The sequence below is a fragment of the Paraburkholderia madseniana genome (assembly GCF_009690905.1).
Taxonomy (GTDB): domain Bacteria; phylum Pseudomonadota; class Gammaproteobacteria; order Burkholderiales; family Burkholderiaceae; genus Paraburkholderia; species Paraburkholderia madseniana.
On sequence record NZ_VOSW01000002.1, the window covers coordinates 96,064 to 120,149 of the forward strand.

Below are 24,086 nucleotides of genomic sequence, written 5' to 3' on the forward strand. Positions count from 1 at the left end.
GCACGGTGCGGCGCCAGGAGACGCGAAACGGGCAGAGCAAACGGACAAGGCTGAAAGCGTGACATTCTAACAGAACGTTAGCCGGCACCCCTCGCGCAAAGCCGCCTGGCGGCCTGGTTTCAGGCTGGTTCCGCACGCGGACCGGGCCCGCGCGACGCCTGCGCCTTTACAATTGAGCGACACCAACCCACCGCGCTCCCAACGGAGCCCGTCATCCGTGAGCGCTCCCTTGCTGTTCCACCCCACCGCCGACGCCGTCTACGGATTTCCGAACGCGCGGCGGCTTGCGCGCGTCGATTCGCCCTACCAGCGGATCGAGGTATGGGACACGCCACAGCTCGGCCGGCTGTTTACGCTCGACGGCCGCCCGATGACCTCCACCGGCGACGAATTCATCTACCACGAATGCATGGTGCATCCGGCCGCGCTCGCGCATCCATCGCCGAACGCAGCACTGGTGCTGGGCGGCGGCGATGGTGGTGCTGCGCGGCAATTGCTGAAGCACCCGGGCATCGAGCGGATCGTCGTGGCGGAGCTCGATGCCGAAGTCGTGCGCCTGACCCGCGAGTATCTGCCCGAGGTGCACGGCGGCGCTTTCGACGATCCGCGCGTCGAACTGGTGATCGGCGACGCCGCGCATTACGTCACGGGGGCCGCCCAATCGGCCCCAGCGACAGCACAATTCGATCTCGTCGTGTTCGACCTGACACCGCCAGACTCGCCCGCCTCAGGCCTCTACACCCCGGACTTCTATACGCGGCTCAAGCGCGTCATGAGCCCAACCGCCGCGCTCTCGCTGCATCTCGGTTCTCCCTATTTCCACGCGGAGCGCATCGCCGGCCTGCTCGACGATCTGCGCGACACCTTCGCCATCGTGCGCACAATGAGCACCTTCATCCCGCTCTACGGTTCGCTCTGGATGATGGCGACTGCCAGCGACACGCTCAACCCCGCCGCCCTCACCGCCGAAGCACTCTCCGAACGCCTTGCCGAGCGCCGAATCGACTCGTTGAAGCACTACGACCCGGCCCTGCATGCCGGACTGTTCTCGGCATCCCGGTCCGTGCGCGATAAACTAAGTCAATTCTTAAAGCCATCAAGCTAACGCGTGGGCAGAATGCACCGTTCGGTCGGCGCGCGCCATCGGTGTATCGATGCGCGACCGCCCGTCTGGCCTCGCAGCATGCATCCCGCAACCCCAAAAGATCCGGAGAACCCCATGACCGCCTCCCGCCCAGCCGGTGTGCCCTGGTTGACCCCCTATCTGACGGTGCGCGACGCACGTGCCGCCACGGCGTTCTTCGAAGCGGCATTCGGCTTCGAGGTCCGTGATAGCGTCCAGGACGACGGTGTCGTCATGCATGTCGAGATGACCTATCAAGGCCAGCTGATCGTGATGTTCGCGCCGGAAGGCGCGTTCGGCTCGGCGGCGAAAACACCCAAAAGCGCGGGCGCGATCGCGCCGCAATCGTTCTATGTCTATGTCGACGATGTCGACGCGGTTTACACGCGGGCGCTGGCCGCCGGCGCAAAATCGCTGAGCGAGCCACAGGATCAATTCTGGGGCGACCGGTTTGCCCAGGTCGAAGATCTGGACGGCTACCGTTGGGCGCTCGCTCGCCACCTTTCCTGAACCAATGAGTATTTTTCTGATGCCTCGCTTCTTCGTCGGTACGGCCCTCAAGCCCGACGACATCATGCAGTTGCCCGATGACGTCACGCGCCACATCCTCGTGCTGCGTTTGCAGCCCGGCGACTCGATCGTGCTTTTCAACGGCGAAGGCGGCGAATACAGCGCCGAACTCGTCGAAGTCGAACGCCGCTCGGCCAAGGTGAGAATTCGCGAATTCCGCGATATTGAAGTGGAAGCGCCGTATCACCTCACGCTCGCGCAGGGCATCGCCGGCGGCGACAAGATGGACTGGCTCATCGAGAAGGCGGTCGAACTCGGGGCATCGTGTTTCGTGCCGCTGACCACCACGCGCAGCGTCGTGCGTCTTTCTGGCGACCGCGCGCAGCGGCGGCATGTGCATTGGCAAGGCATCGTGCGCGCGTCGTGCGAGCAGTGCGGGCGCAATCGCCTGCCGGAAGTGATGCCGGTGCGTGAGATCGCTACATGGCTCGGCGCGCTGCCCCGCGCGCCTGAAGAAGGCGAAATGCGCATTCTGCTGTCGCCGCGCGCCAGCATCAGCTTTTCGGCGCTGCCCGTTAATCCGCCGTTCGGGCGCGTGACCGTGCTGGTCGGCCCGGAAGGCGGTTTTTCGGCAGCGGAAGAAGCCGCTGCGACTGATCACGGATTTACCGCCGTCGGTCTCGGTCCGCGTGTGTTACGCACGGAAACCGCAGGCATCGCAGTGCTCTCGGCGTTAGCAGCTCGCTGGGGCGGCTGGTAAGCCAAAAGCAAAGGCCCGCCAATTGGCGGGCCTTTCTCATTCTTTTACAGCGGTAAGCGGTACTCAGACACCCCATTCAGGCAAAGTGCTCAGGCCTACCTTACGCAAACGAATAAAACACCCGGAACGCAACCTTGCGCTCGGCCCAGAACTCGGACGCTTCGCGGAACACGTCAAGTAGCGTCTCGCGCCCTTCCTTGTCGAACTTTTGCGCGACCGGCAATTGCTCGAGCACGATCACGAAGCCGGGCTGCGCACCTGCCTTATGGACCAGATCGGTCAGGCAATCGTACAGCGCGTCGTAATTCTTGCCGAAATGCTTCGGAAACAGGAACGACGTAGCAATGGTCTCCAGCACTTCCTGTTTGGACTGAGCGTTCGCGCAGTACGCGTACAGAAAGTGCTGGCCGAGCTGGTTGGCCTCGTCAGCGAGATCCTGCACGCGAAACGCGCGGATCGACTGTACGATGTTCGGTCGTACGGTCTTGAAAAGACTCATGGGCTCCTCATTCGATGCAAGCACAGTGCTGCCTTCGCTCTGGGTATCCCGGCCCTGGTCGCCGGCGCGCATCCGCATGACGCGCTGGAACAAATTGCCGTCGCCGGCCGCGAAAAGATCCGTCGCGACTCCGGAGTCGTGCGCGTAGACGTTGTCGCTCATGCCGTTCATCCCGATGTCATTCAACAATACGATTAAAACTGGTGTAATGGTCGTCCGAGTAATAACAGTTGTCGATCCGCTGTAGCGGACCTCCGCAGACGATGCGACGCGCCCGGCGGTTTCGTGAACGAGGCGTAGGAACGGTGTATTCGTGGTAATAGCCGCGCCGATGCGGTGGTAGCAACCGTTCGCGATTGCCGAATACGATGCCGTCCTTCTCATACGGGTAAGGCCCGCCCGCGGCAATCAAGTTCAATGTATTGACCGCTTCGCGCGGCAACTGTGCCGCTGCAATAGTGCCCTGCACCTGAGCTTGTGTATCGGCAGATGTCGTGTAGTCGCGCGCAAACGCGCCAGGCACGGAGCCGAATAAAGCGCAGAGCGTCAAAGCACCGATCAGCACGCCTTTAATGCGCAGCCACTTGCGTGCCATGAATCAAGGTTCCCCGCTGTTAGATCACGAGTTTGACGACCATGAAAGTCGTAAGGGTATCGCTAAAACCCCACAGAATCAACGTTCGCCGGACAGGCAAAAGCTTCCAATCGCGTGGGAAAGAGCCACGGAACGGGCTTTGACGACTTTTGACAGAATATTTAGCTTGTGCAGGCTAAAATTAACCTGACGAAGCAAATGGGGCGCGCACAAACCCACGGGGCGCCCATTGCGCGGCCCATTCCCTCTAATGAAAGCCTTGCGGTTCCCGCAGTCTCTCGAAGGCGGAATGGTCTCATTCGGCCTTTTTTAGGGTGGCTATCCCCTGTTCACCCGCAGGCGTGCCCATTGCGGGCACGCCTTTTTTTTGCGCGGCGCCCAATTAGGCGGCGCCACGCTTCATTCCCGGATCAAGGATCAGCGGGAGGCGATTACGTCGGCAACCAGCAGCGCCGTCATGTTGACGATGCGGCGAACCGTGGCCGAGGCCGTCAGCACGTGCACCGGCTTGGCTGCGCCGAGCAGCATCGGACCAATCGCGATGTTGTTGCCCGCGGCGGTCTTCAGCAGGTTGTACGAGATGTTGGCCGCGTCGATATTCGGCAGCACCAGCAGATTTGCATCGCCTTCGAGCGTCGAGTCGGGCAACACTTCGCGGCGCAGATTCGCGTCGAGCGCGAGGTCGCCGTGCATTTCGCCGTCCACTTGCAGGTCGGGCGCGCGCTCGCGCAGGATCGCCAGCGTGTCGCGCATTTTCTGCGCGGTCGGCGCATTGCTCGAACCGAAGTTCGAATGCGACACCAGCGCGATCTTCGGCTCGATACCGAAGCGGCGCACTTCCTCGGCTGCCATGATCGTAATCTCAGCGAGTTGTTCCGGCGTCGGATCGACGTTCACGTGCGTGTCGACCAGGAAAATCTGGCGGTTCGGCAACACCAGCGCATTCATCGCCGCATAGACCTTCGCGCCTTCCTTCTTGCCGATCACCTGATCGATGAAGTGCAGGTGGCGATGCGTGGTGGACACCGTGCCGCAGATCATGCCGTCCGCCTCGCCCTTTTCCACCATCATCGCGCCGATCAGCGTGGTGCGGCGGCGCATTTCGAGCTTCGCCATCTGCTCGGTGATGCCCTTGCGGGACATCATCTTGTGATATTCCTGCCAGAAATCGCGGTAACGCTCGTCGTGGTCGGTGTTCACGACCGTGTAGTCCTGACCCGCGACCAGCCGCAGGCCGTAACGCGCGATGCGTTGTTCGATCACCGCCGGACGGCCGATCAGGATCGGCTTCGCGAGCTTTTCGTCGACGATGATCTGCATGGCGCGCAGCACGCGCTCTTCTTCGCCTTCCGCAAACACGATGCGCTTCTTCTCCGGCTCGACACCACGCGCCAGCTGGAAAATCGGCTTCATGGTCGTGCCGCTGTGATACACGAACTGCTGCAGATGCTGTTCGTACGCTTCCATGTCTTCGATCGGACGCTCGGCGACGCCCGAATCCATCGCTGCCTTCGCCACCGCCGGCGCGACCTTGACGATCAGGCGCGGGTCGAACGGCTTCGGAATCAGATATTCCGAACCAAACGAAAGATCCTGGATACCGTACGCAGTCGCGACGATATCGCTCTGCTCCTGGCGGGCCAGTTCGGCGATCGCGTTGACCGCGGCGATCTCCATTTCACGCGTCACCGTCGTCGCGCCCGCATCCAGCGCGCCGCGGAACAGGAACGGGAACACCAGCACGTTGTTCACCTGGTTCGGATAGTCCGTACGGCCCGTGCAGAGCACGGCGTCCGGACGCACTTCGAGCGCCAGTTCCGGCAGGATTTCTGGGGTCGGGTTGGCCAGCGCCAGAATCAGCGGCTTGTCAGCCATCTGCTTGACCATGTCCTGCTTCAGCACGCCGCCGGCCGAGAGACCCAGGAAAATATCCGCGCCGCCGATCGCCTCAGCGAGCGTGCGGGCGTCGGTTTCGCGCGCAAAGCGTTCCTTGTCCGGGTCCATCAGTTCGACGCGGCCCTTGTAGACCACGCCGGCGAGGTCGGTAACGGTGATGTTTTCGAGCGGCAGGCCGATGTCGACCAGCAGATCCAGGCAGGCCAGCGCCGCCGCGCCCGCGCCGGACGACACCAGCTTGACCTCCTTGATGTCCTTGCCGACCACCTTCAAGCCGTTGGTGATGGCCGCCGCGACGACGATGGCCGTACCGTGCTGGTCATCGTGGAAAACCGGAATCTTCATGCGCTTGCGGCATTCGCGCTCGACGATGAAGCAGTCCGGCGCCTTGATGTCTTCGAGGTTGATACCGCCGAAGGTCGGCTCCAGCGCCGCGATCACCTCGACCAGCTTGTGCGGATCGGACTCGTTCAGCTCGATATCGAACACGTCGATGCCGGCGAACTTCTTGAACAGGACGGCCTTGCCTTCCATGACCGGCTTCGAGGCGAGCGGCCCGATGTTGCCGAGACCCAGCACAGCGGTGCCGTTCGTGACGACGCCGACCAAGTTGCTGCGCGCGGTGAAACGGGCGGCGTTCAGCGGGTTTTCGACGATTTCCTCACACGCGAACGCGACGCCCGGCGAGTACGCCAGCGCGAGGTCGCGCTGGTTGATCATCTGCTTGGTCGGGGCGATCGCGATCTTCCCGGGGGTCGGGAACTCGTGATAATCGAGAGCGGCTTCGCGGAGTTTGCTATTGACGGGAGTCGACATAAGGCGGGCTTCGAAGGGCGGATTAGAATAGATGTTCGACGGCATTGTAGCCCCAATTGCCGGCTCAATTCCTTCAATACGGGTACAACTGCCGCGACTGAAATATAGCGAAAGGCAGACATGGCACGCTTTGGGCCAACCACCAGTCGAATCGGAGTTGTGCGCGAATAGAGTGTTTACCCGCGAACATCTCCGTACAATGCGCGCCGTTAGCGGCTTTTCGTTGCACTTATCCGTTCACCCATTGCCACCATGCTCTCCGAGTTTTCGCTGATCGATCGATTCTTCGCCCGCCGCGCAGCCGCTGCGTCATCCCGTGCTGCAGAAGGCGAACTCGGCATCGGCGACGACTGCGCCCTGCTCGCGCCGCGCCCCGGTGAAATGCTGGCGATATCGACGGACATGCTGGTGGAAGGCCGCCACTTCTTTCCCGACATCGATCCCGAGGCGCTCGGTCGCAAGGCGCTCGCGGTGAACCTGTCGGACCTGGCCGCGATGGGCGCAGAGCCGCTGGCGTTCACGCTGGCGTTCTCCTTGCCCAAAGCCGACGAAGCGTGGCTCGCCGCTTTCAGCGATGGCCTCTTCGCGCTGGCTGAGCGCTACCGCTGCAATCTGATCGGCGGCGACACGACCGGCGGCCCGTTGAATCTGTGCATCACCGTGTTCGGCAGCGTGCAGCCGCAGGTTGCGTTGCGCCGCGATGCCGCGCAACCGGGCGACGACATCTGGATCTCCGGCACGCTCGGCGACGCGCGCGCGGGTCTCGGCGTCCAGCGCGGAGAGTGGTCTGCCGATGCCAGCGACACTGCGACGTTTCGTCGCGCCCTCGAGCGTCCCGAGCCGCGCATCTTCCTCGGTCTCGCGTTGCGGGGCATCGCGCACGCAGCGCTCGATCTATCTGACGGGCTCGCCGGCGACTTGCTGCACATCCTGGAACGCTCGGAAATGCAGGCCACGGTCGACGTCGACGCCGTGCCGCGTTCGGCCGCGCTACGCCGCCTCTCGCCCGAGATCCAGCAACGTTGCACGCTAGCCGGCGGCGACGATTACGAACTGTGCTTCACCGCACCGGCCGCAGCGCGCGCCAAGGTCGAAGCAGCCGGGCGCGAGGTGGCCGTGCCGGTCACCCGCATCGGTACAATAAGCGCTCTTCAAACGGCGGCCGACCGCCCGGCGATCGGCTGGCGCGATGCCGCCGGCGCGCCGCTCACTCTGACGTTGCAAGGCTTCGACCATTTCCATGCAGACTGATCCCCCGCTGGGCCCCGCCGATGATCTGATCGGCCATCCGCAGCCCAACGCGTCCGGCCCGCGCGCGCCCCGTCCTCAGCCACGCCGCGCCACCGCGCGTTTCATGCTGTCGCATCCGCTGCACATTCTGTCGCTGGGTTTTGGCAGCGGCTTGTCGCCGGTTGCGCCGGGCACCGTCGGTACTCTGTTCGCATGGGCCTCGTTCGCCGTCCTGAGCCGTTATCTGACCGTGGTCGAATGGGGCGTGCTGATCGTCGCCGGCTTTTTCGGCGGCATTGCGATCTGCGGCTTTACAGCCAAGAAGCTGGGTACCGACGATCCGTCGCCGGTCGTCTGGGACGAAATCATCGCGTTCTGGCTGGTGTTGCTGATGGTCACGCCGGTCACGCTGACCGGGCAACTCTGGGCGTTCATCGTATTCCGCTTCTTTGACATGGTTAAACCGCCGCCCATCGGTTATTTCGATCGCCGACTGAAAGGTGGTTTTGGCATCATGTTCGACGACCTGGTCGCTGCGTTCTTCACGTTGCTCGTGATTGCGCTCTGGCGCATGTCGGTTTAACCGTTGCCCGTCGGCTGGTGCCGGTCGGCCTTTGCCCGCCGGCCACCGGCTGCCGACTGCCTCCCGCAGCAGTTCCCCGTTTTCCGGATTGACGCCATGCCTACCGATTCCGTGGTTCACCAGCTTGCGATTCGCGTGAGCAACCGCCTGCGCGACGAGCGCCTGATGCTCGTCACCGCCGAATCCTGCACAGGCGGCATGGTGGCGACCGCGATCACCGATATTTCCGGCAGCAGCGGCTGGTTCGAGCGCGGCTTCGTCACGTATTCGAATCAGGCGAAGTCCGAGATGATCGGCGTGCCGACCGACCTGATCGAAAAGCACGGCGCGGTCAGCGAACAGGTGGCGCGTGCGATGGCGGAGGGCGCGCTGCGCAACAGTCGCGCGCAGGTGTCTGTCTCGATTACCGGCGTTGCCGGCCCGGGCGGCGGCACGGAAACCAAGCCGGTCGGCATGGTGTCGTTCGGCTGGAGCAATCGGCTGCATACGTCCGTCGAAACCAAGGTCTTCAAGGGCGACCGCGAGAAGATCCGCGTGCAGGCCGCCGCGCACGCGTTGCGCGGTGTGCTGGCCCTGCTCGACGAGCGCGAACATTAACGTCCGGTTCAAATTCTGAGGCGCCGCCACGATGCCCAACATGTCGACTTCGCACGCAGCCAAAGACGAGTTGATCCGCCGCTTCGATCTAAAGCCGCATCCGGAAGGCGGATTTTTCAGCGAGACGTATCGATCCGCGGAGTCCGTGCGCCGCGATGATGGTTCAACGAAGACGCGCTCGGCGTCCACCGCGATTTACTACCTGCTCTGCGACGGCGCGCATTCGGCGTGGCATCGGATCAAGTCCGATGAGGTCTGGCATTTTTATGCCGGTGAGCCGTTGAATGTTCACGTGCTCGACGAAGCGGGCACGTTGATTACGCACAAGTTGGGCAATGTGCTGACGCATTCGGATGCCGTGTTTCAGGCAGTGGTGCCCGCGGGGCTGTGGTTTGCCGCGGAATGCGCGGACCCGGCGACGTTCGCGCTCGTGGGCTGCACGGTCGCGCCGGGGTTTGAGTTCAGCGAGTTCGAGCTGGCGGATGTCGAGGCGCTGAAAGCGCGGCATCCGCAGCGTGCGGCGTTTATCGAACGACTGGGGCCGGTTACCTGACCGGCCTCATCCGCCATCACCGGAACGCATTGATCCGGTCACGCGTTTCCATCGCGGCCTTAGCTGCGGCTTCGGCGAAATCGTCATCCTTACCGGCGTAGATAATCGCCCGCGACGAGTTGATCAGCATGCCCGTGCCGTTCGCCGTCCGGCCGGCGTTGACCGTCGCCTGAACATCGCCGCCTTGCGCGCCGATGCCCGGAATCAGCAGCGGCATATCGCCGACGATCCCACGCACCACTTCGATTTCCTTCGGGAACGTCGCGCCAACCACGAGCGCCAACTGGCCGCTCGCGTTCCACTTGTCCGCCGCCAGTTGCGCGACGACCTGATACAGCGGACGTCCGCCCGTCTCCAGAAACTGCAGGTCCGAACCACCCGCGTTCGAGGTCCGGCACAACACGATCACGCCCTTGCCCTCGTGCTCCAGATACGGCTGGATCGAATCGAAACCCATATACGGATTCACCGTCACCGCGTCCGCCTGATACCGCTCGAAGGCTTCACGCGCGTACTGCTCGGCGGTGCTGCCGATATCGCCGCGCTTCGCGTCCAGAATCACCGGCAAGCCCGGGTGGTTCGTATGAATGTGCGCGATCAACTGCTCAAGTTGGTCTTCCGCGCGATGAGCGGCGAAGTAGGCGATCTGCGGCTTGAACGACGACGCATAGGGCGCGGTCGCATCGACGATGGTGCGGCAGAAGTCGAAAATCGCTTCGGGACGGCCCGCGAGCGCGCCCGGGAATTTGCTGGGCTCCGGATCGAGGCCGACGCACAGCAGCGAGTTCGTGCGCTGCCAGGCGTCGTTGAGTGTCTGGATGAAATTGGACATGGTGAGTCTCGCGGCGAGCCGATAACGGAAGAGGCGCGTATTTTACCTGTCCTACGCGGCAAGCCGCCGCCACGCGTCACACCGGCTCAGGCTGGGGCGTGACGGGTACGCCGTACTGCTCCGCCCTGCTCTCCCCTTACTGCCGCCGGCGCGAACCACGTGCGCCCGGCATCGAGCGCAAACCCGTGCGTTCGACGGTAAAGCGGAACGTGCGCGTGAGCCGTTCGCCGCGCGCGAGCATCGTCATTCCGTTCTCGCACGCGCCGCCCGCCAGATTCATCGCGTTGATCGGATGATCGACTGGCTCGAAGCAGAAGAAGTCTTCGCGCGGCGGCGTGTACAGCACGTAGTAATCGGTGTCGGCGGCGATATTCAGCGACAGCCGCCGCTTCGGCCACACCACCGCCGCCTGCCCGCTCCAGCCCGTGAACGCGTGATTGACGATGGTTTCCGGCAAGGGATACGCCACGCCGAATTGCCATGCGGGCGGCGCCGGCACGTGGCGCACCGGCAGCCAGTCGTCGCCGGAAAGCCACAGGCCGCCGGCCGCCGCCGACAGTTCGGTGTCGGCGTCACGCACAAAAAATGGATGCACGCCCAGCCCGAAAGGCAGCGCCTCGCGGCCGGCATTCTCGATGTCCAGCGTGATGACGAGTGTGGGGCCGTCCAACGTATAGGTTTGCGTCGCGCGGAACGCGTACGGTTTGCCGTCGTGGCGATCGAGCGTCAGACGGACGTTTTCGCGGTCCGACTCCGCGACCTGCCAGGCCGAGAGCCAACCGTCGCCATGAATCGGCAAGGCCTCGTCGGCGCGATTTTGCGGCACCTCGACGCGCCGCCCCGCCACATTGAAATGACCGCCACCGATGCGATTCGAATACGGCAGCAGCGGATAGCATGCCAACTGGTTCGGCTGGGTATCCGAGGCGATGTGACGGCAGCGCCGGAAAATCGGCGTGAGCGCGCCGTCGTTGCGCCAATCGAAACGGGTGACGCCGCCACCGAGCGTCGGCGCGACATCGAGGCGCAAATGCGCGTTGGCGAGCGTGATGCACGCGAGCTCGCCGCCGCTCGTCTCACCGACCGCAACCGCAGAAGTACTGGGACCCGGAAGCACCGGATTGGCCGCCGCGTTAAGTCGCGCGCGTCGGCTCTGAGAAGAGGCGGAAACAGGATTCGCAACAGTCATATCTGGCTCCATCGAGAGGCGTGGGACGTTGCCGTCATTGCTGACGGATGCTGTTGGGCGATTTTTTTTGCACAGGTCGCCTCAGGGTCCGAACTGCATGCTGCCGATCTACTGCCGATTTGCTGGCACTGGGTTTGCGACATCAACGCTGGTTCACTTACAAAGTCACTGCGCGACTACACTCTGCTGCCTCGAGACTGAGGTTGCGCCATTCTGCGCTATGCGGGCGCGCCTTGGAACACCGGCTCCGGCAAACCTTGTCGTCCGGGCGTTGCGACGAACACGCCGCCCGCATGAGAATCGCCCGCGAGCGCGGCGGCATCGAGATCGATACGCGCACTCGTGATGTACAACGTGTCCAGTTGCACAGGCCCTGACGGAAGTCCTCTTGAGGGGCCGCCAAACGCGACGCAACTCGGCTGCGCAGTCGGCACGTCGACACGCTCGGTTTCCACGCCGTCGGGGCCATATCGCACTACTCTCCTGCCGCCCCACTGCGCGTTCCACACACCACCGTCGCGGTCGACGGTCGAGCCGTCGGGCTCGCCGGTCGCGTCCGTTAATGTCGTAAAGGCGCGGTCGTTGGCAATGCTGCCGTCCGCGCGATAGTCGCAGACGCGAATTTCACGCGTCGGCGAATCGCAGTAGTACATCGCCGCGCCGTCGGGACTGAACGCGATGCTGTTCGAGATCGCCGGTGCGGGCAACGGCAATCGCTCCAGCGACAAATCGTGATTCAGACGATAAAACCCGCCGACCGCCTGCAGCGGCGAGCCTTCGTCTTTCGTACCGAATACGAAACGACCTTGACGATCGCAGCGGCCGTCGTTCACGCGCGTGTTCAAGCCAGGTTCGACGTCGACGATACGCTGCGTCTCGCCGGTTGTCAGATCGAAGAACGCCAGATGCGTCGCCAATCCGAGCAGCAGGTAGCGCGGATCGGCGCACAACGCAAAACTCCCGAGACGCTCGGGCATGCGCCAGAACGTGCTGCCGCCGTCGCGCGGGTCATAGCGCCACAGCCGCGCGCCTTCGATGTCGTTCCAGTAGAAGCGATCGGTCCTCGCGCACCACGTCGCGCCTTCTCCGAGCGTGCATTTCGTGTCGAGCAGCAGCGCCGCGCTGTGTGCAGGCAAAGCCGCACCCGCATCCGAACCCGCAGACACGCCGGCACTCACGCCCAGCCTCCGTCGACGACGATATCCTGCGCGGTGATCATCCTGCTGTCATCGGCGGCTAGGAACAAGGCCATGCGGGCGAGATCGGCCGGTTGCAGTTCAGCATCGATGCACTGGCCTTCCTTGATCGAGCGACGGCCTGCATCGTCGAGCCACAAACGCTTCTGCTTGTCCGTCATCACCCAGCCCGGCACCAGCGTATTGACGCGAATATTGAAGTGACCGAGGTCGCGCGCGAGCCCGCGCGTCAGACCCTGCACTGCCGATTTCGACATCACGTACACCGGATAGCCGCCGTTCTTCAGCATCCAGCTGATCGAGCCCAGGTTGATGATCGAACCCGCGTTGGCGGCCTTCATGTCCTCCATCACCGCTTGCGCTGCGAAGAACTGGTGACGGATATTCACCGCGATGCCCGCGTCGAAAAACTCGCGCGTCACGTCGCCAATCGCGTGACGTTTGTCGTTCGCGGCGTTGTTCACCAGCACCTGAATCGGACCGAGTGTGGCCTTCACATCGGCGATCGCTTTTTGCAGCGCGTCGATGTCGGTCAGATCGCAGGGCAGGAACAGCGGCTTGTGTTTCGAATCGCCGAGTTCGTCGGCGAGCGCTTCACCCGCGGTCGCGTCGATATCGAAGAACGCGACGCGCGCACCCTGCGCCGCAAAATGCTCGACGAACGATGCGCCGATACCGGTCGCGCCGCCCGTGATCAACACTGTTCGGTCGACGAGACTCGGATAGCGGGCAAACGCGTTGTCCGCGAGGCGGTCGTTTGCATTGGCCGGAGACGACATCGTTCGATTCCTTTTAGAGCAAGGTGGGTGAGCCGCGGGTTTATTTCCGGGTTCAATCCCGGGTTAGTCCCGTGAGCCGCGGTTCTTCAACTGGTCGAGCAGCACAGCGGCGAGCAGGATCGCGCCACGCACGAGGTACTGATAGAACGCGTCGATGTTCATCAGGTTCATCACGTTCTCGACCGTACCCATGATCAGCACGCCGATCACGACACCGGAAATCGTCGCGCGACCGCCGAGCAGCGACACGCCGCCCAACACGCAAGCCGAAATCACGTTCAGCTCGAAGCCTTCCGCGGCATTCGGCTGGCCCGACGTAATCCGCGAAGCCAGAATCACCCCGGCCAGCGCGGTGACGGCGCCCTGAATCAGGAAGATAAAAACGCGCGTGCGTTCGACATTGATACCGGCAAGACGCGAGGCTTCCGGATTACCGCCGATTGCCAGCGTATTACGGCCGTACACGGTCTGATTGAGCATCACGCCGAACACGATGAAGCACAGCAGCGTGACCCAGATCGGCAGCGACACGCCGAAGAAGCTCAAACCGCCCAGCGCGATGAACGTATCCGACGACACGCCCACGGCTTGACCGCGCGACACGATAAACCCGAGACCGCGGACGATTTCCATCGTCGCGAGCGTCGTGATCAGCGCGTTGATGCGCAGGTAGGCGATCACGGCGCCGTTGACGAAGCCGATCACCGCACCCGCGAACACCGCCGCGATGATCGCGATGAACGTGTTACCGGTCGCGTTCAGCACCATCGCGCACAACACACCGGCGAACGCGACCGTCGAACCCACCGACAAGTCGAAATCGCGGGACGCCAGACAGAACATCATCGTGCACGCGACCATGCCGATCTGCGAAATCGACAGGGCGAGACCGAGCATGTTCTCGATCGAGAAGAAGTGGTCGACCGTCAGCGACATCGTGATGAACATCACGATGAAGATCAGAATCAGGCTGTACTCGGTGATCTGCTGCCACCATTTCGCCTTGTCGTTGCCTTGCGGAATCAGCGCTTCGGCCGCACTTTTTGCGGCTTGTTGCGCGAGGTTTTCTCTGGCTTGCATGTTGAAGACTCCTCCCGTTCCCCACGGGTTGCCGGACTTTCGTCCAAATAATGTTCAGGCCGCTTGCTCGGTGGCTGCGGTTCCGGGCAGCGCTGTCGAGCTTTGCGGCAAGGCGAGGCCCAACACGGATTGTTCCGTTGCGTCCTTACGCGCCAGCTCGCCGGAAATCCGACCCTGGCGCATCACGACGATCCGGTCGGATACGCCGAGCACTTCCGGCAATTCCGACGAAATCATCACGATCGCGCAGCCGCGTTCGGCAAGCTGATAAATCACGTTATAGATCTCATGCTTGGCACCGACGTCGATCCCGCGCGTCGGCTCGTCGAGAATCACGACCTTCAGATCGGGCTCGGCCAGCCAGCGCGACAGAATCGCCTTCTGCTGGTTGCCGCCCGACAGAAAACGGATCTTCTGACGACGGCTCGGCGTCTTGATCTTCAGCAGCTTGATAAAACGGTCCGCGGTTTCCGCTTCTTTCTTGCGATCGAGGAACATCCCGGCGCGCAGATAGTGACGGCGGCAACTGATATTGATGTTCTCCGACACGGTCGCCATCGCGACGATGCCTTCTTCCTTGCGGTCTTCCGGACACAGCACAATGCCGTGCTTGATCGCCTCACCCGCGCTGCGCACCTTGATCGGCTTGCCGTCGAGCACGATTTCACCGGCCTTCTTGTGATCTGCGCCGTACACCAGATGCATCAGTTCGCTGCGCCCGGCACCCACCAGACCGAAGAAACCGACGATCTCGCCGCGCCGCACTTCGAAGCTGGCCGGCTGCGCGAGCGCATGACCTTCGATCGCTTTCGCCGCGAAACGCACTTCGCCGAGCGGTCGTGAAGAGTAGTTGTAAATGTCGGCGATTTCACGTCCGACCATTTCGCTGACGATGGTGTCGCGTTTCACGCCTTCGAGCGTCGGATGCGAAGCAATTTTGCGGCCGTCGCGGAAGATCGTGCAGGCATCGCACAGCTCGTAGATCTCGTCCATGCGGTGCGAGATGTAGATCATCGCGCGATTGTCGGCACGCAGATCGCGCACCAGTTTGAACAGCACTTCGGTCTCGCGATGCGACAGCGAGCTGGTCGGCTCATCCAATGCGATCACGCGTGCGTTGCGCAGCAGCGCCTTGCAGATCTCGACCATCTGCCGCTGCGCGATCGAGAGCTTGCGCAGCTTCGCGTTCGGATCCAGCGCCACGCCCATCGCTTCGAGGCGTTCACGCACGAAGCGTTTGGCTTCGCCCTTGTTGACCCAGCCGAGCGAGTTCGGCAACTGGCCCAGCAGCAGGTTTTCCGCGACCGTCAGATCGGGCACGTATTGCAGTTCCTGGTGAATCACCGCGATCCCCGCCGCGATCGACGACGCCGCGCTCGTGAAGCGCACCTCATTGCCGTCGATCATCACGCGGCCCGAATCGGGCTGGTATTCACCGCCGAGAATCTTCAGCAGGGTCGATTTCCCTGCGCCGTTTTCGCCCATCAGGCCGTGCACCTGGCCGACGTTGACGTCGAAGGACACACCGTCGAGCGCGCGCACGCCTGGAAAGACTTTGCCGATATTGTCAAAACGTAGCGTCGCTGACACTTCGCCTCCTATGTCGACCGGTGTTAGTGCTTCAGCTGTCGACCAGAGTTCGCGCTTTAGCGCGTTACTCTGGTCCCATGCAAAGCCCTTACTCCGGTCCCATGCAATTAATTGCTGCTTCGTGTGAACCGTGCTTCTTCAGGTGCCTCATGGGCACAAAGCGTGGTCTGTCTCAACTGCTGATCTTGTATTGCTGTTGCCGGCGCGCCCAATCCTTGGAGAAACGACGCACCGGCAGTTCACTTCATTTAACTACGCTTTCAGCCGCTTAATTTGCCGCGAGGCCCATCTTCTGGCGCACATCGGCAACGTTGTCACGCGTGGCCAGCATGCCGCTCGTCAGCGTGAGCATCGGCGGTTCCTTGCCTTGCGTGATCCAGTCGTACATCAGCGTCGAGGTTTCTTCGCCGTGACGCTTCGGGCTGATGATGACCGTGCCGTAGAAGCCGGTCGGCGACGGCTTCTTGAATTCGTTCAGTGCCGATTCCGAACCGCCGATGCCGATACCGATCATGTTGTCCGCCTTGAAGCCGCGGCCTTCCGCTGCGCGCACCGCGCCGAGCACGCCTTCGTCGTTCAGCGCGTAAGCCACCCAGTGCTTGAAGTTCGGGTTCTTCGTCAGCGCGATGTTGGCGGCGTTGAACGCGTTTTCCGTGTCGGTCTTCGCTTGCGGCGCGGCGATGATGTTCGCCTTCGGGAAGCCGGCGGCAACCAGCGCGTCGGTCGCGCCGGTCGTGCGGTCATGCGCGGTCGGCAGCTGTTCGTAGGTTACGTCGATCGCGCCGACGTCCTTCATGTCCCAGCCGCGCTTCTTGATTTCCGCAGCCAGACCGTCACCCACCTGCTTGCCGATGTTGTATGCCGAGATGCCCATATGCGGCACCGAGGCGATCGGCTTGCCCGCGCCGTCGACGAGACGGTCGTCGACCGTCATCATCTTCAGGCCGTCGGCCTTCGCCTTGGCGACGATGCCCGGTCCGAGCTTGACGTCAGGCGTGCAGATCACAAAGCCTTGTGCCTTCTGTGCCGACAGGTTGTCGATAGCGCTCATCACCTTCTCGCCCGACGGCGCGCCGATCTTCACCAGCGTGAAGCCCTTCTCCTTGGCGGCCATTTCGGCGAACTTCCATTCGTCCTGGAACCACGGTTCTTCCGGTTGCTTCACGAGGAAGCCGATCTTGACCGGATCCGCGGCTTGCGCCACCGGTGCGTTGAAGAGCACACCCGCCGCCGCTGCTGCCAGCGTGAGGAAAATTCTTCGTTTCATAATGCGTGTCTCCTGACTAATTGATAACGAGAAGGTATCGGCCGCGTCTTCTTGTACCGGGTATGACACACGCGGCCAGCGCGTCGTCCGGTGAAACCTTTGCTGCTTTGTTCTTGCTGCCCCACTACGTTCAGTCGTGATACACCGCCGAGCGGCCGCCATCCACCGTGATGCAGGTGGCGTTGATGAACGGTGCCTCATCCGAGGCGAGAAACACCGCCGTCATCGCTACTTCCTCCGGGCGCCCGATGCGCTTCATCGGTTGCAGAGCCAGCGTCGCCTGTTTCGCGGCAGCCGGATCGGCTTGTTCGTTCCACCAGTCGTGCGTCAATTGCGTTTCGATGTACCCCGGCGCGATCGCGTTGACCCGCACGTTGCGCGGCGCGTATTCGATGCCGAGCGCACGCGTCAATCCGATCACGCCATGCTTCGCGACCGGGTACGGAAAACATCCCGGAATGATCTTGAATGCATGCGTCGACGCGATATTCACGATGCTGCCCGCGCCGCGTTCGACCATGCCCGGCAACACCGCGCGACACCCATTCCAGACGCCGTCGAGATCGACCGCGAAGCAACGGCGCCAGTCGTCATCCGTCATGGTCAGAGGGTCGCAGAACACGTTGATGCCGGCGTTGTTGACCAGTACGTCGAGCGCACCGAACGCCTGTTCAGCCTCGCTCACCGCGTGCTGAACCGAGGCCGATTGCGTCACATCCGTCTGCACCGCCAGCACGCGTGCGCCGGTTTGTGCCTTGATCTGTTCCGCCGTCTGCTGCGCGGTTTCGATATCGAGTTCCGCCAGCACGACCGCCGCGCCCTCGCGCGCAAACGCAAACGCGATCGCCGCACCGATGCCGCGCCCGGCGCCGGTGATCAACGTGACTTTGTCGGCGAGCCGCTTCATTTCTTCGCGCCTGCACGGGCGATGCGCAACCCGTTGATGAACGCCTTCGCGTGCGACGCGGTCACCGCCGCGCTCTGTCCCGGCTTGTACAGCGCCGAGCCGAGGCCGAAGCCATTCGCGCCGGCACTCAAAAACGGACCCATGTTGTCCGGCGTGATCCCACCAACCGGCACCAGCGGCACTTCCGCCGCGATCACCGCGCGCCACGCCTTCACGACCTGGCAGCCGAGTTGTTCGGCGGGGAACATCTTCAGCACATCCGCGCCGTTTTTCAGCGCGATGAAGGCTTCGTTCGGTGTCGCGACGCCCGGCGCGCACGCCATGCCTTGCGCCTTCGCGGCGCCGACGACCTCCGGGTCGCTATGCGGCATCACGATCAGTTCGCCACCGGCCGCCTTCACGTCGTTGACGAAACTCGGATGCAGCACCGTGCCCGCACCGACGATCGCATCGGCCGGCAACACCTTGCGGATCGCCGCGATGCTGTCGAACGGCTGCGGCGAATTCAACGGCACTTCGACGATGCGAAAGCCGGCTTCGTACAGCGCCTGACCGTGCTCGGCAGCATCGGCGGGCGTCACGCCACGCATGATCGCGATCAGCGGGCAGACCTCGAACGCCGCGATCAACCCCGCGTGCGGCATGTACGGGGCGGGCAGATTGATGTGAGGTTGCATGTCGGTTCCTTATTTCGTGAGCGGCGGCGCTGCCGATTAGCCGACGTGCGCCGCTTGTGGCGTGGGCTTGACGAGCCCCGCCTGGGTGGCGACGCGCCACAAGCCGCGCTCGGTGGCGTGCTTCACCAGTTCCGCGTGAGTGCAACCGAATTGCACCAGTGCCACGCGATAGCGTTCGCACAGCGCTTCATTGCCGATCAGACGCAGATGCTGCCCGGCGAGCGAGTTTTGCTGTTGCGTCAGCACGGCTTCGAGACCGGCCAGTTCGTGCCCGATCAGCAAACCAGACAGATAGTCCGGCTGCTGCTCGCGCGAAAGTTGTCCGGTGAGCCCGAGCGTGCGGGAGCTGAATACGGTTGCCAGCATCCCCGCCTGACCTTTATCGCGAGCGATGTTCACGCCGTGCAGAAACGAAGCGGTATCCGGACGATCCGGCGTGACCATCGTGCGGCCGAGGATGGTGTGCTCTCGCAATGCCGCGAACACTTCACCGGTCATGAAGGTGTGAAAGCGTTCGATGCGGCCCGCCTGCACGACGGCCCACTTCGCGTGCGTGCCAGGCAAGCCGATCAGTGCGCGCTTACCGCTGTCCGCTGCACCTGTGTCCTGCCCGAGCGCGCCGAAAATCTGGGTTTCTTCGCCGCGCATGACGTTGGGCAGCTCGCCGCGCTGCAGGACGCCCGGCACGATGTGCAGCGTCACGCCGCACGCGGCTTTCACACGGACGATGCCGGCCACCAGCGCATCCGCACTCGCCGGCGCGTCGACATACGGTGCTTCGAGCCAGCCTTGCGCGCTGCCGACCATACCGGCTGCGATCACCGACACGGCGGGCGCCTGTTCGAGCCATGCGCCGCACGCGTCCTCGAAGGCCGCGTCGAAGCCGCCTTGCTCGGCGCTACGCGGCAAATTCATGATGCCGGCCGTCGATGCCCGCGTCGCCAGTACCTCGCCGGCCGCGTCGTACAGATACGCGCGCAGCGACGTCGTGCCCCAGTCGAGCGCAATGAGCGCTGCGTCTTGGAGGGTAGCGTCGGCGACCGCGGCGGCGTGCACCGGATTGGCCGCTTGCGTGTGAGAAACCGCTCGCTTCATCGCTTGATCCTGCGGGTTGCCGGTTGCGGGGCACGCCAGCCGAGTTCCTCCGAGATCGCACGCGCTTCGCGCTGCACGACCGGAATCAGTTCATCCATGCGTTCGAGCGACATATACGGAATCGTGCTCGCCACCGACAGCGCCGCCACGACTGCGCCCGATGCATCGCGCACCGGCGCCGCGACGCAACGGATCGACGCTTCGTTTTCTTCGAGGTCGAAGGTGTAGCCGCCGGCGGCGTAGTTGGTCATGCGCTGCATGAAAGTCTGCGCATCGGGGCGGTTATCCGGCTTGAAACTGACGCCGGCGAGCGCACGCCGCGATGCTTCGAAGAGCGACTGCCAGACGTCCGGCGTGAGGTCGAGCATCATGGCTTTGCCGATCCCCGTCGACGCCAGCGGCATCCGGTGACCGACGCGCGAGCGCATTTCGAGGCCACGGGTGCCGGGGATTTTGTCGATGTACAGCACGTCGTCGCCATCGCGCACACCGAGGTGGATCGTGTCGAGCGTTTGCTCGGCGAGCGATTCGAGGTGCTGACGGGCCACGGCCGTCAGCGGCATCTGTTCGAGCGCGATGGTGCCGAGTTCGATCAGCTTCGGGCCGAGCAGATAGCCGCCTTGCACTTGCCGCAGATAGCGCGCCTGAACGAGGCTGCTCACCAGCCGATGCGTGGTGCTGCGGGTCGTGCCGAGCGCTGCGCCGAAGGTGCGCAGATCGCGGACACCGGCGGCGGCGGCTTCCAGAATCGCGAGGCCGCGCAGCAGTGTTTGCGTGCCGGCCTGTTGCGGCGTGATGTCGAGCAACGTGCTCGGCAAGGCGATTTCGTCGACCACGCCGTTTGGCGCTGCGGCGTGCGGCTTTTTTACGGCGCCGGCCAGTTGCGGGGCGGCACTGGGCAGCTCCGCCTGCGGCGTGACATCGGCGGCGGACGTGCTGGCGGCGTGAGTAGGCATCGCTTTGTTCATGGCGATAGGCAGAGGACTTTGGGTGGGCTACGGCGCGAGGCCGCTGGCGTGGTGCGATGAACTGCAAGCGCGAGCTTCCTGCCGCGAGGTCGATGGCGTCACTGGCTTGTCTCCGGTTTTTTTGCTGGCCGTGGCGATCCGTTGTGTGCGTCGCCGGCGTGTTGGTATGCATTGTAGGGCGGCTTTTTTCAAATCTCCAATATGTGAATGATTGGACCATATATTGGGATATTGACGTCATTTAGCAGCAGTCATGCGCCGCACCATAGCCCTAGGCGCGCGACCGACGATGAAGCGGGCGCGAACATCGTGGGAACGCGAGTCGCGGCTCGATCGGCCCGCGCGGGCTCGCTATGCGGCCGGATACCCGGAGACGTGGGAAACGAAAGACTTGGGGAGAACGTCGAGCGAGGGCTCGACGCGAGGATGGGGAAAACTCAAGCCGCAATGGCGACGGATTCGTGACGGGTTCTAGTGGCCGCCGCCAGCCAGAGCGGCCTGAAATGCAGCCACACGACTGGAATCCGCGACATGGGCGTAGAACGCCGCCCGGTTCGCAAAAGCAGGAAACACGGTCTGAAAGTAGCTGACCAATTCGGTCAACCTGCGGTTGCGCAAAACCCGCAGAAACGCGGCCAGGTCCTGTTCGTCGAGATCAGCCGAGAATAGTCGCGGCCCAGCCGCGCATAACGCCTGTGCGATCACCGCAGCCACCTCGACGCGCACCTTGCTCTGGTCTTCCCAGATCGTATTGTTCGGGTGCACCCGATAGGCAATGTGCTCCTCTTCCAGGTCGAGGTACACGCTGCTGTTAGCGCAAGCGAACATCAGGAAGTCCAGATCGTGGCAATACCGAAGTGACTGGAATCCGCCCGCCGCGCGCCAAAGCTCGCGTGCGAACACCATGTTCGATGTCGTCGCGACGAAATTCTCATTCAACAGCGCGAGTTGCGGCAGCTTCGTCTCATGGAGAAAGCGTCGGGCACGGTCGAGCCAGTCGATCGCGAAACCCGACTGCAGGCGAACACCGTTACCGTCAATGATGCCCAAATTTCCCGCGATCAAGCCGACGTCTCGCCGCTCACGAAGGATCACCCGACAACATTCGAGCTTCGCCGGCGCGAAGAGGTCGTCCGAGTTCAGTACGGCGATGTAATCGCCGCTGCTGAGTTCAATGCCCCGGTTGATCGTGGTATGCGCGCCCGCATTTTCCTGCCTGAAGGTCTTCGCGTGAGGCACATTCGAGAGCACCTGTTGCGCGAGCTCGAAGCCGTTATCCGACGAGCCGTCGTCGATCAGGATGATTTCGTCAGCGGCGGAGGTCTGGCTCAGCACACTGCCAAGCGCGGCTTCGATATACGGGGCGTGGTTATAAAGCGGGACCACCACGGAAATAGTGGGCGCCGCAGACGCGGCCGATGTCCACGCCGGTCGTAATTCGAAGTTCAACATTTCGGGGAAAGGGCCAATGAATCGTGCGGCGAAATACTGCCACTGCTTTTAGGCACGCCATTCTACCCTCAATATTTTTTAGATGGTTTTTATCCTTAAAAATAAATTAATAGTCGCAACACCCCATATATAATAATTTTAAGAATTGTCTCATTGCCAATTTAATTAAAAAGAATATCCTTTAACGGACTTAATTTCAAGATTCACATTCAATGCGCGTACTCATAGCAACCGCCTCAAACGACGCATACATGCCCCTCTTGCGCGGCTTACTGAATTCCCTCAAACAATTCGGAAATCCGCAGCCCTACTCGGACATCGGGTGTCTCGACGTGGGCCTGAATGCAGAAAACCGCGCCTGGGTTTGCTCACAGGGTGCGCACGTCGTCGAACCCGGCTGGGACCTGCCAGTCGATCCGGCAATGCGCGAACGCATGCCTTATCTGCGATCGCTAACGGCCCGGCCGTTTCTTCCCGCGTACTTCCCCGGCTATGACATGTATGTCTGGATTGACTGTGACGCCTGGGTTCAGGAGCGGTTCGTTTTCAACTGGTTGTTCAACGCAGCGAAAGACGGCGAATTGGGCATCGTGCCTGAGCTTCAGGTAGCCTATAAACAGAACATAACGGCTTCATGGCGAGCGCATCGCCTCGCTCAGTACTACAACGAAAATTTCTCGACTCAATCGCTAACGCAGAATTACTTTAACGCGGGCGTATTCGCGCTCACAGCAGATGCACCGCATTGGGCGCATTGGGCCCAACATTTCGATCAAGGATTGAGAGCGACGCATGGCACTCTCGTTTGCGATCAAACGGCTCTTAATGGCGCAATCTGGTCTGATTCACTTCCGGTGCATCCCCTGCCGTCGCTTTGCAACTGGCTATGTCATCTTGCGTTACCGGTTTTCAGTGTCGAGAACGCAAAGTTTTGCGAACCGTTCACCCCGTACAACACAATCGGCATCCTGCATCTCACCTCGGCAACCAAAGACCTGGTCTTCAGGTTGAAGGACAAAAACGGCTTGCCAATCGAGATCAGTCTTCGCTTTCCCGTCGCTGACCAGACGCCCATATAGCTCTCCGGTGCCGTGCACGGCGCTAGTCAGGCAACTCAGCCGCCCCCATCCGCCGCGCAATCACCCGCGAACGTTGAGCAAGATACCCTGAGCTCCTGTGCTCATCAAAATACTTAGGCTGCGGCAGCATCACAGCCAGCCGCGCCGACTGCCCCGCAGTCAATTTGGCAGCGGAAGTCTTGTAGTAATAATGCGCGGCCGCCTCCGCGCCATAAACCCCATTTCCCCACTCAACGGAGTTGAGATAAATCTCAAAGATCCGCTGCTTGTCCATCAGGGTCTCGAGCATCCACGTGATGATCAGTTCCTGGCCCTTGCGGATATAGCTCTTCTCACGAGATAGAAAAAGATTCCGCGCCAACTGCTGAGTAATCGTCGAGCCGCCGCGAACGATCTTGCCCTTGGCCTTGTTCTTCTCCCACGCCTGCAAAATGGCGTCGGTCTCGTAGCCGTTGTTATTCACGAAGTTCGCGTCTTCGGAAGCGATAATCGCTCGCTTCAGATTGTGCGAAATCTGTTCGTACGGCACCCACGTGCGTTGCACAGACAGATCAGGCCGATCCTGCGACAAGCGCCACGCGTCCGACCGCATAAAAGCGGTCGACTGAGGATTCGTGTAATTCCACACCGCGATCTGCGCGAAGTAAAACGCCTGCGTCGCAAGCCACGCAATCGCCACCACGGCGCCGAGATAAACGATCCATCGCACCGGACCTGGCCGGCTCGCGCGCCGCGTTGTTTTCATCGTGCCTGGAGTCCTCGAGTCGGTGAACGTGTGGGTTGGCGAGTTGCGTATTCCGGAAGTTAAAGCGG

Annotated in this window: 24 protein-coding genes; 8 read left to right on the forward strand and 16 right to left on the reverse strand. The window is 62.3% G+C overall.

All coding sequences use genetic code 11. The annotated features are described in order from the left end of the window. Positions 1–217: 217 nt before the first annotated feature. The 3 genes from speE to FSO04_RS01955 all read left to right on the forward strand — a co-directional run bounded on the left by speE (position 218) and on the right by FSO04_RS01955 (position 2,393). Positions 218–1,105 (forward strand): polyamine aminopropyltransferase, encoded by an 888-nt coding sequence (gene speE, locus FSO04_RS01945; RefSeq protein WP_168435537.1) that lies wholly within the window; start codon positions 218–220, stop codon positions 1,103–1,105. Between the two features lie 114 nt (positions 1,106–1,219). Beyond that, the gene (locus FSO04_RS01950) at positions 1,220–1,633 is read left to right on the forward strand and encodes a VOC family protein (RefSeq protein WP_054034519.1); all 414 of its coding nucleotides are present in this window, start codon (positions 1,220–1,222) and stop codon (positions 1,631–1,633) included. Positions 1,634–1,652: 19 nt separating this feature from the next. Beyond that, on the forward strand, positions 1,653–2,393 hold the full coding sequence (locus FSO04_RS01955; RefSeq protein ID WP_154558103.1) for a 16S rRNA (uracil(1498)-N(3))-methyltransferase: 741 nt from the start codon (positions 1,653–1,655) through the stop codon (positions 2,391–2,393). Positions 2,394–2,493: 100 nt separating this feature from the next. Here FSO04_RS01955 and FSO04_RS01960 read toward each other — a convergent pair whose 3' ends face one another. The 3 genes from FSO04_RS01960 to FSO04_RS01970 form a co-directional block, all read right to left on the reverse strand. Then, on the reverse strand, positions 2,494–3,054 hold the full coding sequence (locus FSO04_RS01960; RefSeq protein ID WP_054034683.1) for a barstar family protein: 561 nt from the start codon (positions 3,052–3,054) through the stop codon (positions 2,494–2,496). Positions 3,055–3,070: 16 nt separating this feature from the next. After that, a complete protein-coding gene (locus FSO04_RS01965; protein ID WP_154558104.1) occupies positions 3,071–3,487 on the reverse strand; it encodes a ribonuclease in 417 nt (138 codons plus the stop codon). 417 nt (positions 3,488–3,904) lie between these two features. Next, positions 3,905–6,244, reverse strand: a complete 2,340-nt coding sequence (locus tag FSO04_RS01970; protein ID WP_154558105.1) for an NADP-dependent malic enzyme — start codon at positions 6,242–6,244, stop codon at positions 3,905–3,907. 207 nt (positions 6,245–6,451) lie between these two features. Here FSO04_RS01970 and thiL point away from each other — a divergent pair, with 207 nt between their 5' ends. From thiL to FSO04_RS01990, 4 genes are all read left to right on the forward strand, one after another. After that, positions 6,452–7,450, forward strand: a complete 999-nt coding sequence (gene thiL, locus FSO04_RS01975) for a thiamine-phosphate kinase (RefSeq protein WP_154558106.1) — start codon at positions 6,452–6,454, stop codon at positions 7,448–7,450. Next, positions 7,440–8,012 carry a phosphatidylglycerophosphatase A family protein gene (locus FSO04_RS01980; RefSeq protein ID WP_171926716.1) on the forward strand — a complete coding sequence of 191 codons (573 nt, stop codon included), beginning with the start codon at positions 7,440–7,442 and terminating at the stop codon, positions 8,010–8,012. Before thiL ends, FSO04_RS01980 begins: the two co-directional genes overlap by 11 nt. Before the next feature lie 96 nt (positions 8,013–8,108). Next, positions 8,109–8,609: a CinA family protein gene (locus tag FSO04_RS01985; RefSeq protein WP_154558107.1), complete on the forward strand. Its 501-nt coding sequence runs from the start codon at positions 8,109–8,111 to the stop codon at positions 8,607–8,609. Positions 8,610–8,649: 40 nt separating this feature from the next. Beyond that, entirely contained in the window at positions 8,650–9,162 is a 513-nt protein-coding gene (locus FSO04_RS01990; RefSeq protein WP_154558108.1) for a cupin domain-containing protein, read from the forward strand. 16 nt (positions 9,163–9,178) lie between these two features. On the opposite strand, the gene pyrF is transcribed toward FSO04_RS01990, so the two are convergent. The 12 genes from pyrF to FSO04_RS02050 form a co-directional block, all read right to left on the reverse strand. Further along, on the reverse strand, positions 9,179–9,994 hold the full coding sequence (pyrF, locus tag FSO04_RS01995; protein ID WP_154558109.1) for an orotidine-5'-phosphate decarboxylase: 816 nt from the start codon (positions 9,992–9,994) through the stop codon (positions 9,179–9,181). Positions 9,995–10,130: 136 nt separating this feature from the next. Next, the gene (locus tag FSO04_RS02000) at positions 10,131–11,183 is read right to left on the reverse strand and encodes an aldose 1-epimerase (RefSeq protein WP_154558110.1); all 1,053 of its coding nucleotides are present in this window, start codon (positions 11,181–11,183) and stop codon (positions 10,131–10,133) included. A gap of 218 nt (positions 11,184–11,401) precedes the next feature. Continuing rightward, the gene (locus tag FSO04_RS02005) at positions 11,402–12,361 is read right to left on the reverse strand and encodes an SMP-30/gluconolactonase/LRE family protein (protein ID WP_233464709.1); all 960 of its coding nucleotides are present in this window, start codon (positions 12,359–12,361) and stop codon (positions 11,402–11,404) included. Beyond that, positions 12,358–13,158 carry an SDR family NAD(P)-dependent oxidoreductase gene (locus FSO04_RS02010; RefSeq protein ID WP_154558111.1) on the reverse strand — a complete coding sequence of 267 codons (801 nt, stop codon included), beginning with the start codon at positions 13,156–13,158 and terminating at the stop codon, positions 12,358–12,360. The genes FSO04_RS02005 and FSO04_RS02010 overlap by 4 nt, the downstream gene beginning before the upstream one ends. Before the next feature lie 63 nt (positions 13,159–13,221). Then, on the reverse strand, positions 13,222–14,238 hold the full coding sequence (araH, locus tag FSO04_RS02015) for an L-arabinose ABC transporter permease AraH (RefSeq protein ID WP_154558112.1): 1,017 nt from the start codon (positions 14,236–14,238) through the stop codon (positions 13,222–13,224). 54 nt (positions 14,239–14,292) lie between these two features. Continuing rightward, a complete protein-coding gene (araG, locus tag FSO04_RS02020) occupies positions 14,293–15,828 on the reverse strand; it encodes an L-arabinose ABC transporter ATP-binding protein AraG (RefSeq protein ID WP_168435538.1) in 1,536 nt (511 codons plus the stop codon). Between the two features lie 268 nt (positions 15,829–16,096). Further along, positions 16,097–17,095, reverse strand: coding sequence for an arabinose ABC transporter substrate-binding protein (locus tag FSO04_RS02025; RefSeq protein ID WP_154558113.1), 999 nt, complete (start codon positions 17,093–17,095; stop codon positions 16,097–16,099). 130 nt (positions 17,096–17,225) lie between these two features. Continuing rightward, the gene (locus FSO04_RS02030; RefSeq protein ID WP_154558114.1) at positions 17,226–18,002 is read right to left on the reverse strand and encodes an SDR family oxidoreductase; all 777 of its coding nucleotides are present in this window, start codon (positions 18,000–18,002) and stop codon (positions 17,226–17,228) included. Further along, positions 17,999–18,679 carry a 2-dehydro-3-deoxy-6-phosphogalactonate aldolase gene (locus tag FSO04_RS02035; protein WP_154558115.1) on the reverse strand — a complete coding sequence of 227 codons (681 nt, stop codon included), beginning with the start codon at positions 18,677–18,679 and terminating at the stop codon, positions 17,999–18,001. Before FSO04_RS02035 ends, FSO04_RS02030 begins: the two co-directional genes overlap by 4 nt. Before the next feature lie 36 nt (positions 18,680–18,715). Beyond that, positions 18,716–19,774: a 2-dehydro-3-deoxygalactonokinase gene (locus FSO04_RS02040; RefSeq protein WP_154558116.1), complete on the reverse strand. Its 1,059-nt coding sequence runs from the start codon at positions 19,772–19,774 to the stop codon at positions 18,716–18,718. After that, positions 19,771–20,742, reverse strand: a complete 972-nt coding sequence (locus FSO04_RS02045; RefSeq protein ID WP_154558117.1) for an IclR family transcriptional regulator — start codon at positions 20,740–20,742, stop codon at positions 19,771–19,773. Before FSO04_RS02045 ends, FSO04_RS02040 begins: the two co-directional genes overlap by 4 nt. A 471-nt stretch (positions 20,743–21,213) precedes the next feature. After that, entirely contained in the window at positions 21,214–22,194 is a 981-nt protein-coding gene (locus tag FSO04_RS02050; RefSeq protein ID WP_154558118.1) for a glycosyltransferase family 2 protein, read from the reverse strand. Positions 22,195–22,445: 251 nt separating this feature from the next. Between FSO04_RS02050 and FSO04_RS02055 the strand changes: the two genes are divergently transcribed. Further along, entirely contained in the window at positions 22,446–23,273 is an 828-nt protein-coding gene (locus FSO04_RS02055) for a glycosyltransferase family protein (protein WP_154558119.1), read from the forward strand. Between the two features lie 22 nt (positions 23,274–23,295). Here FSO04_RS02055 and mtgA read toward each other — a convergent pair whose 3' ends face one another. Continuing rightward, on the reverse strand, positions 23,296–24,018 hold the full coding sequence (gene mtgA, locus FSO04_RS02060; protein ID WP_154558120.1) for a monofunctional biosynthetic peptidoglycan transglycosylase: 723 nt from the start codon (positions 24,016–24,018) through the stop codon (positions 23,296–23,298). Between the last annotated feature and the right edge of the window lie 68 nt (positions 24,019–24,086).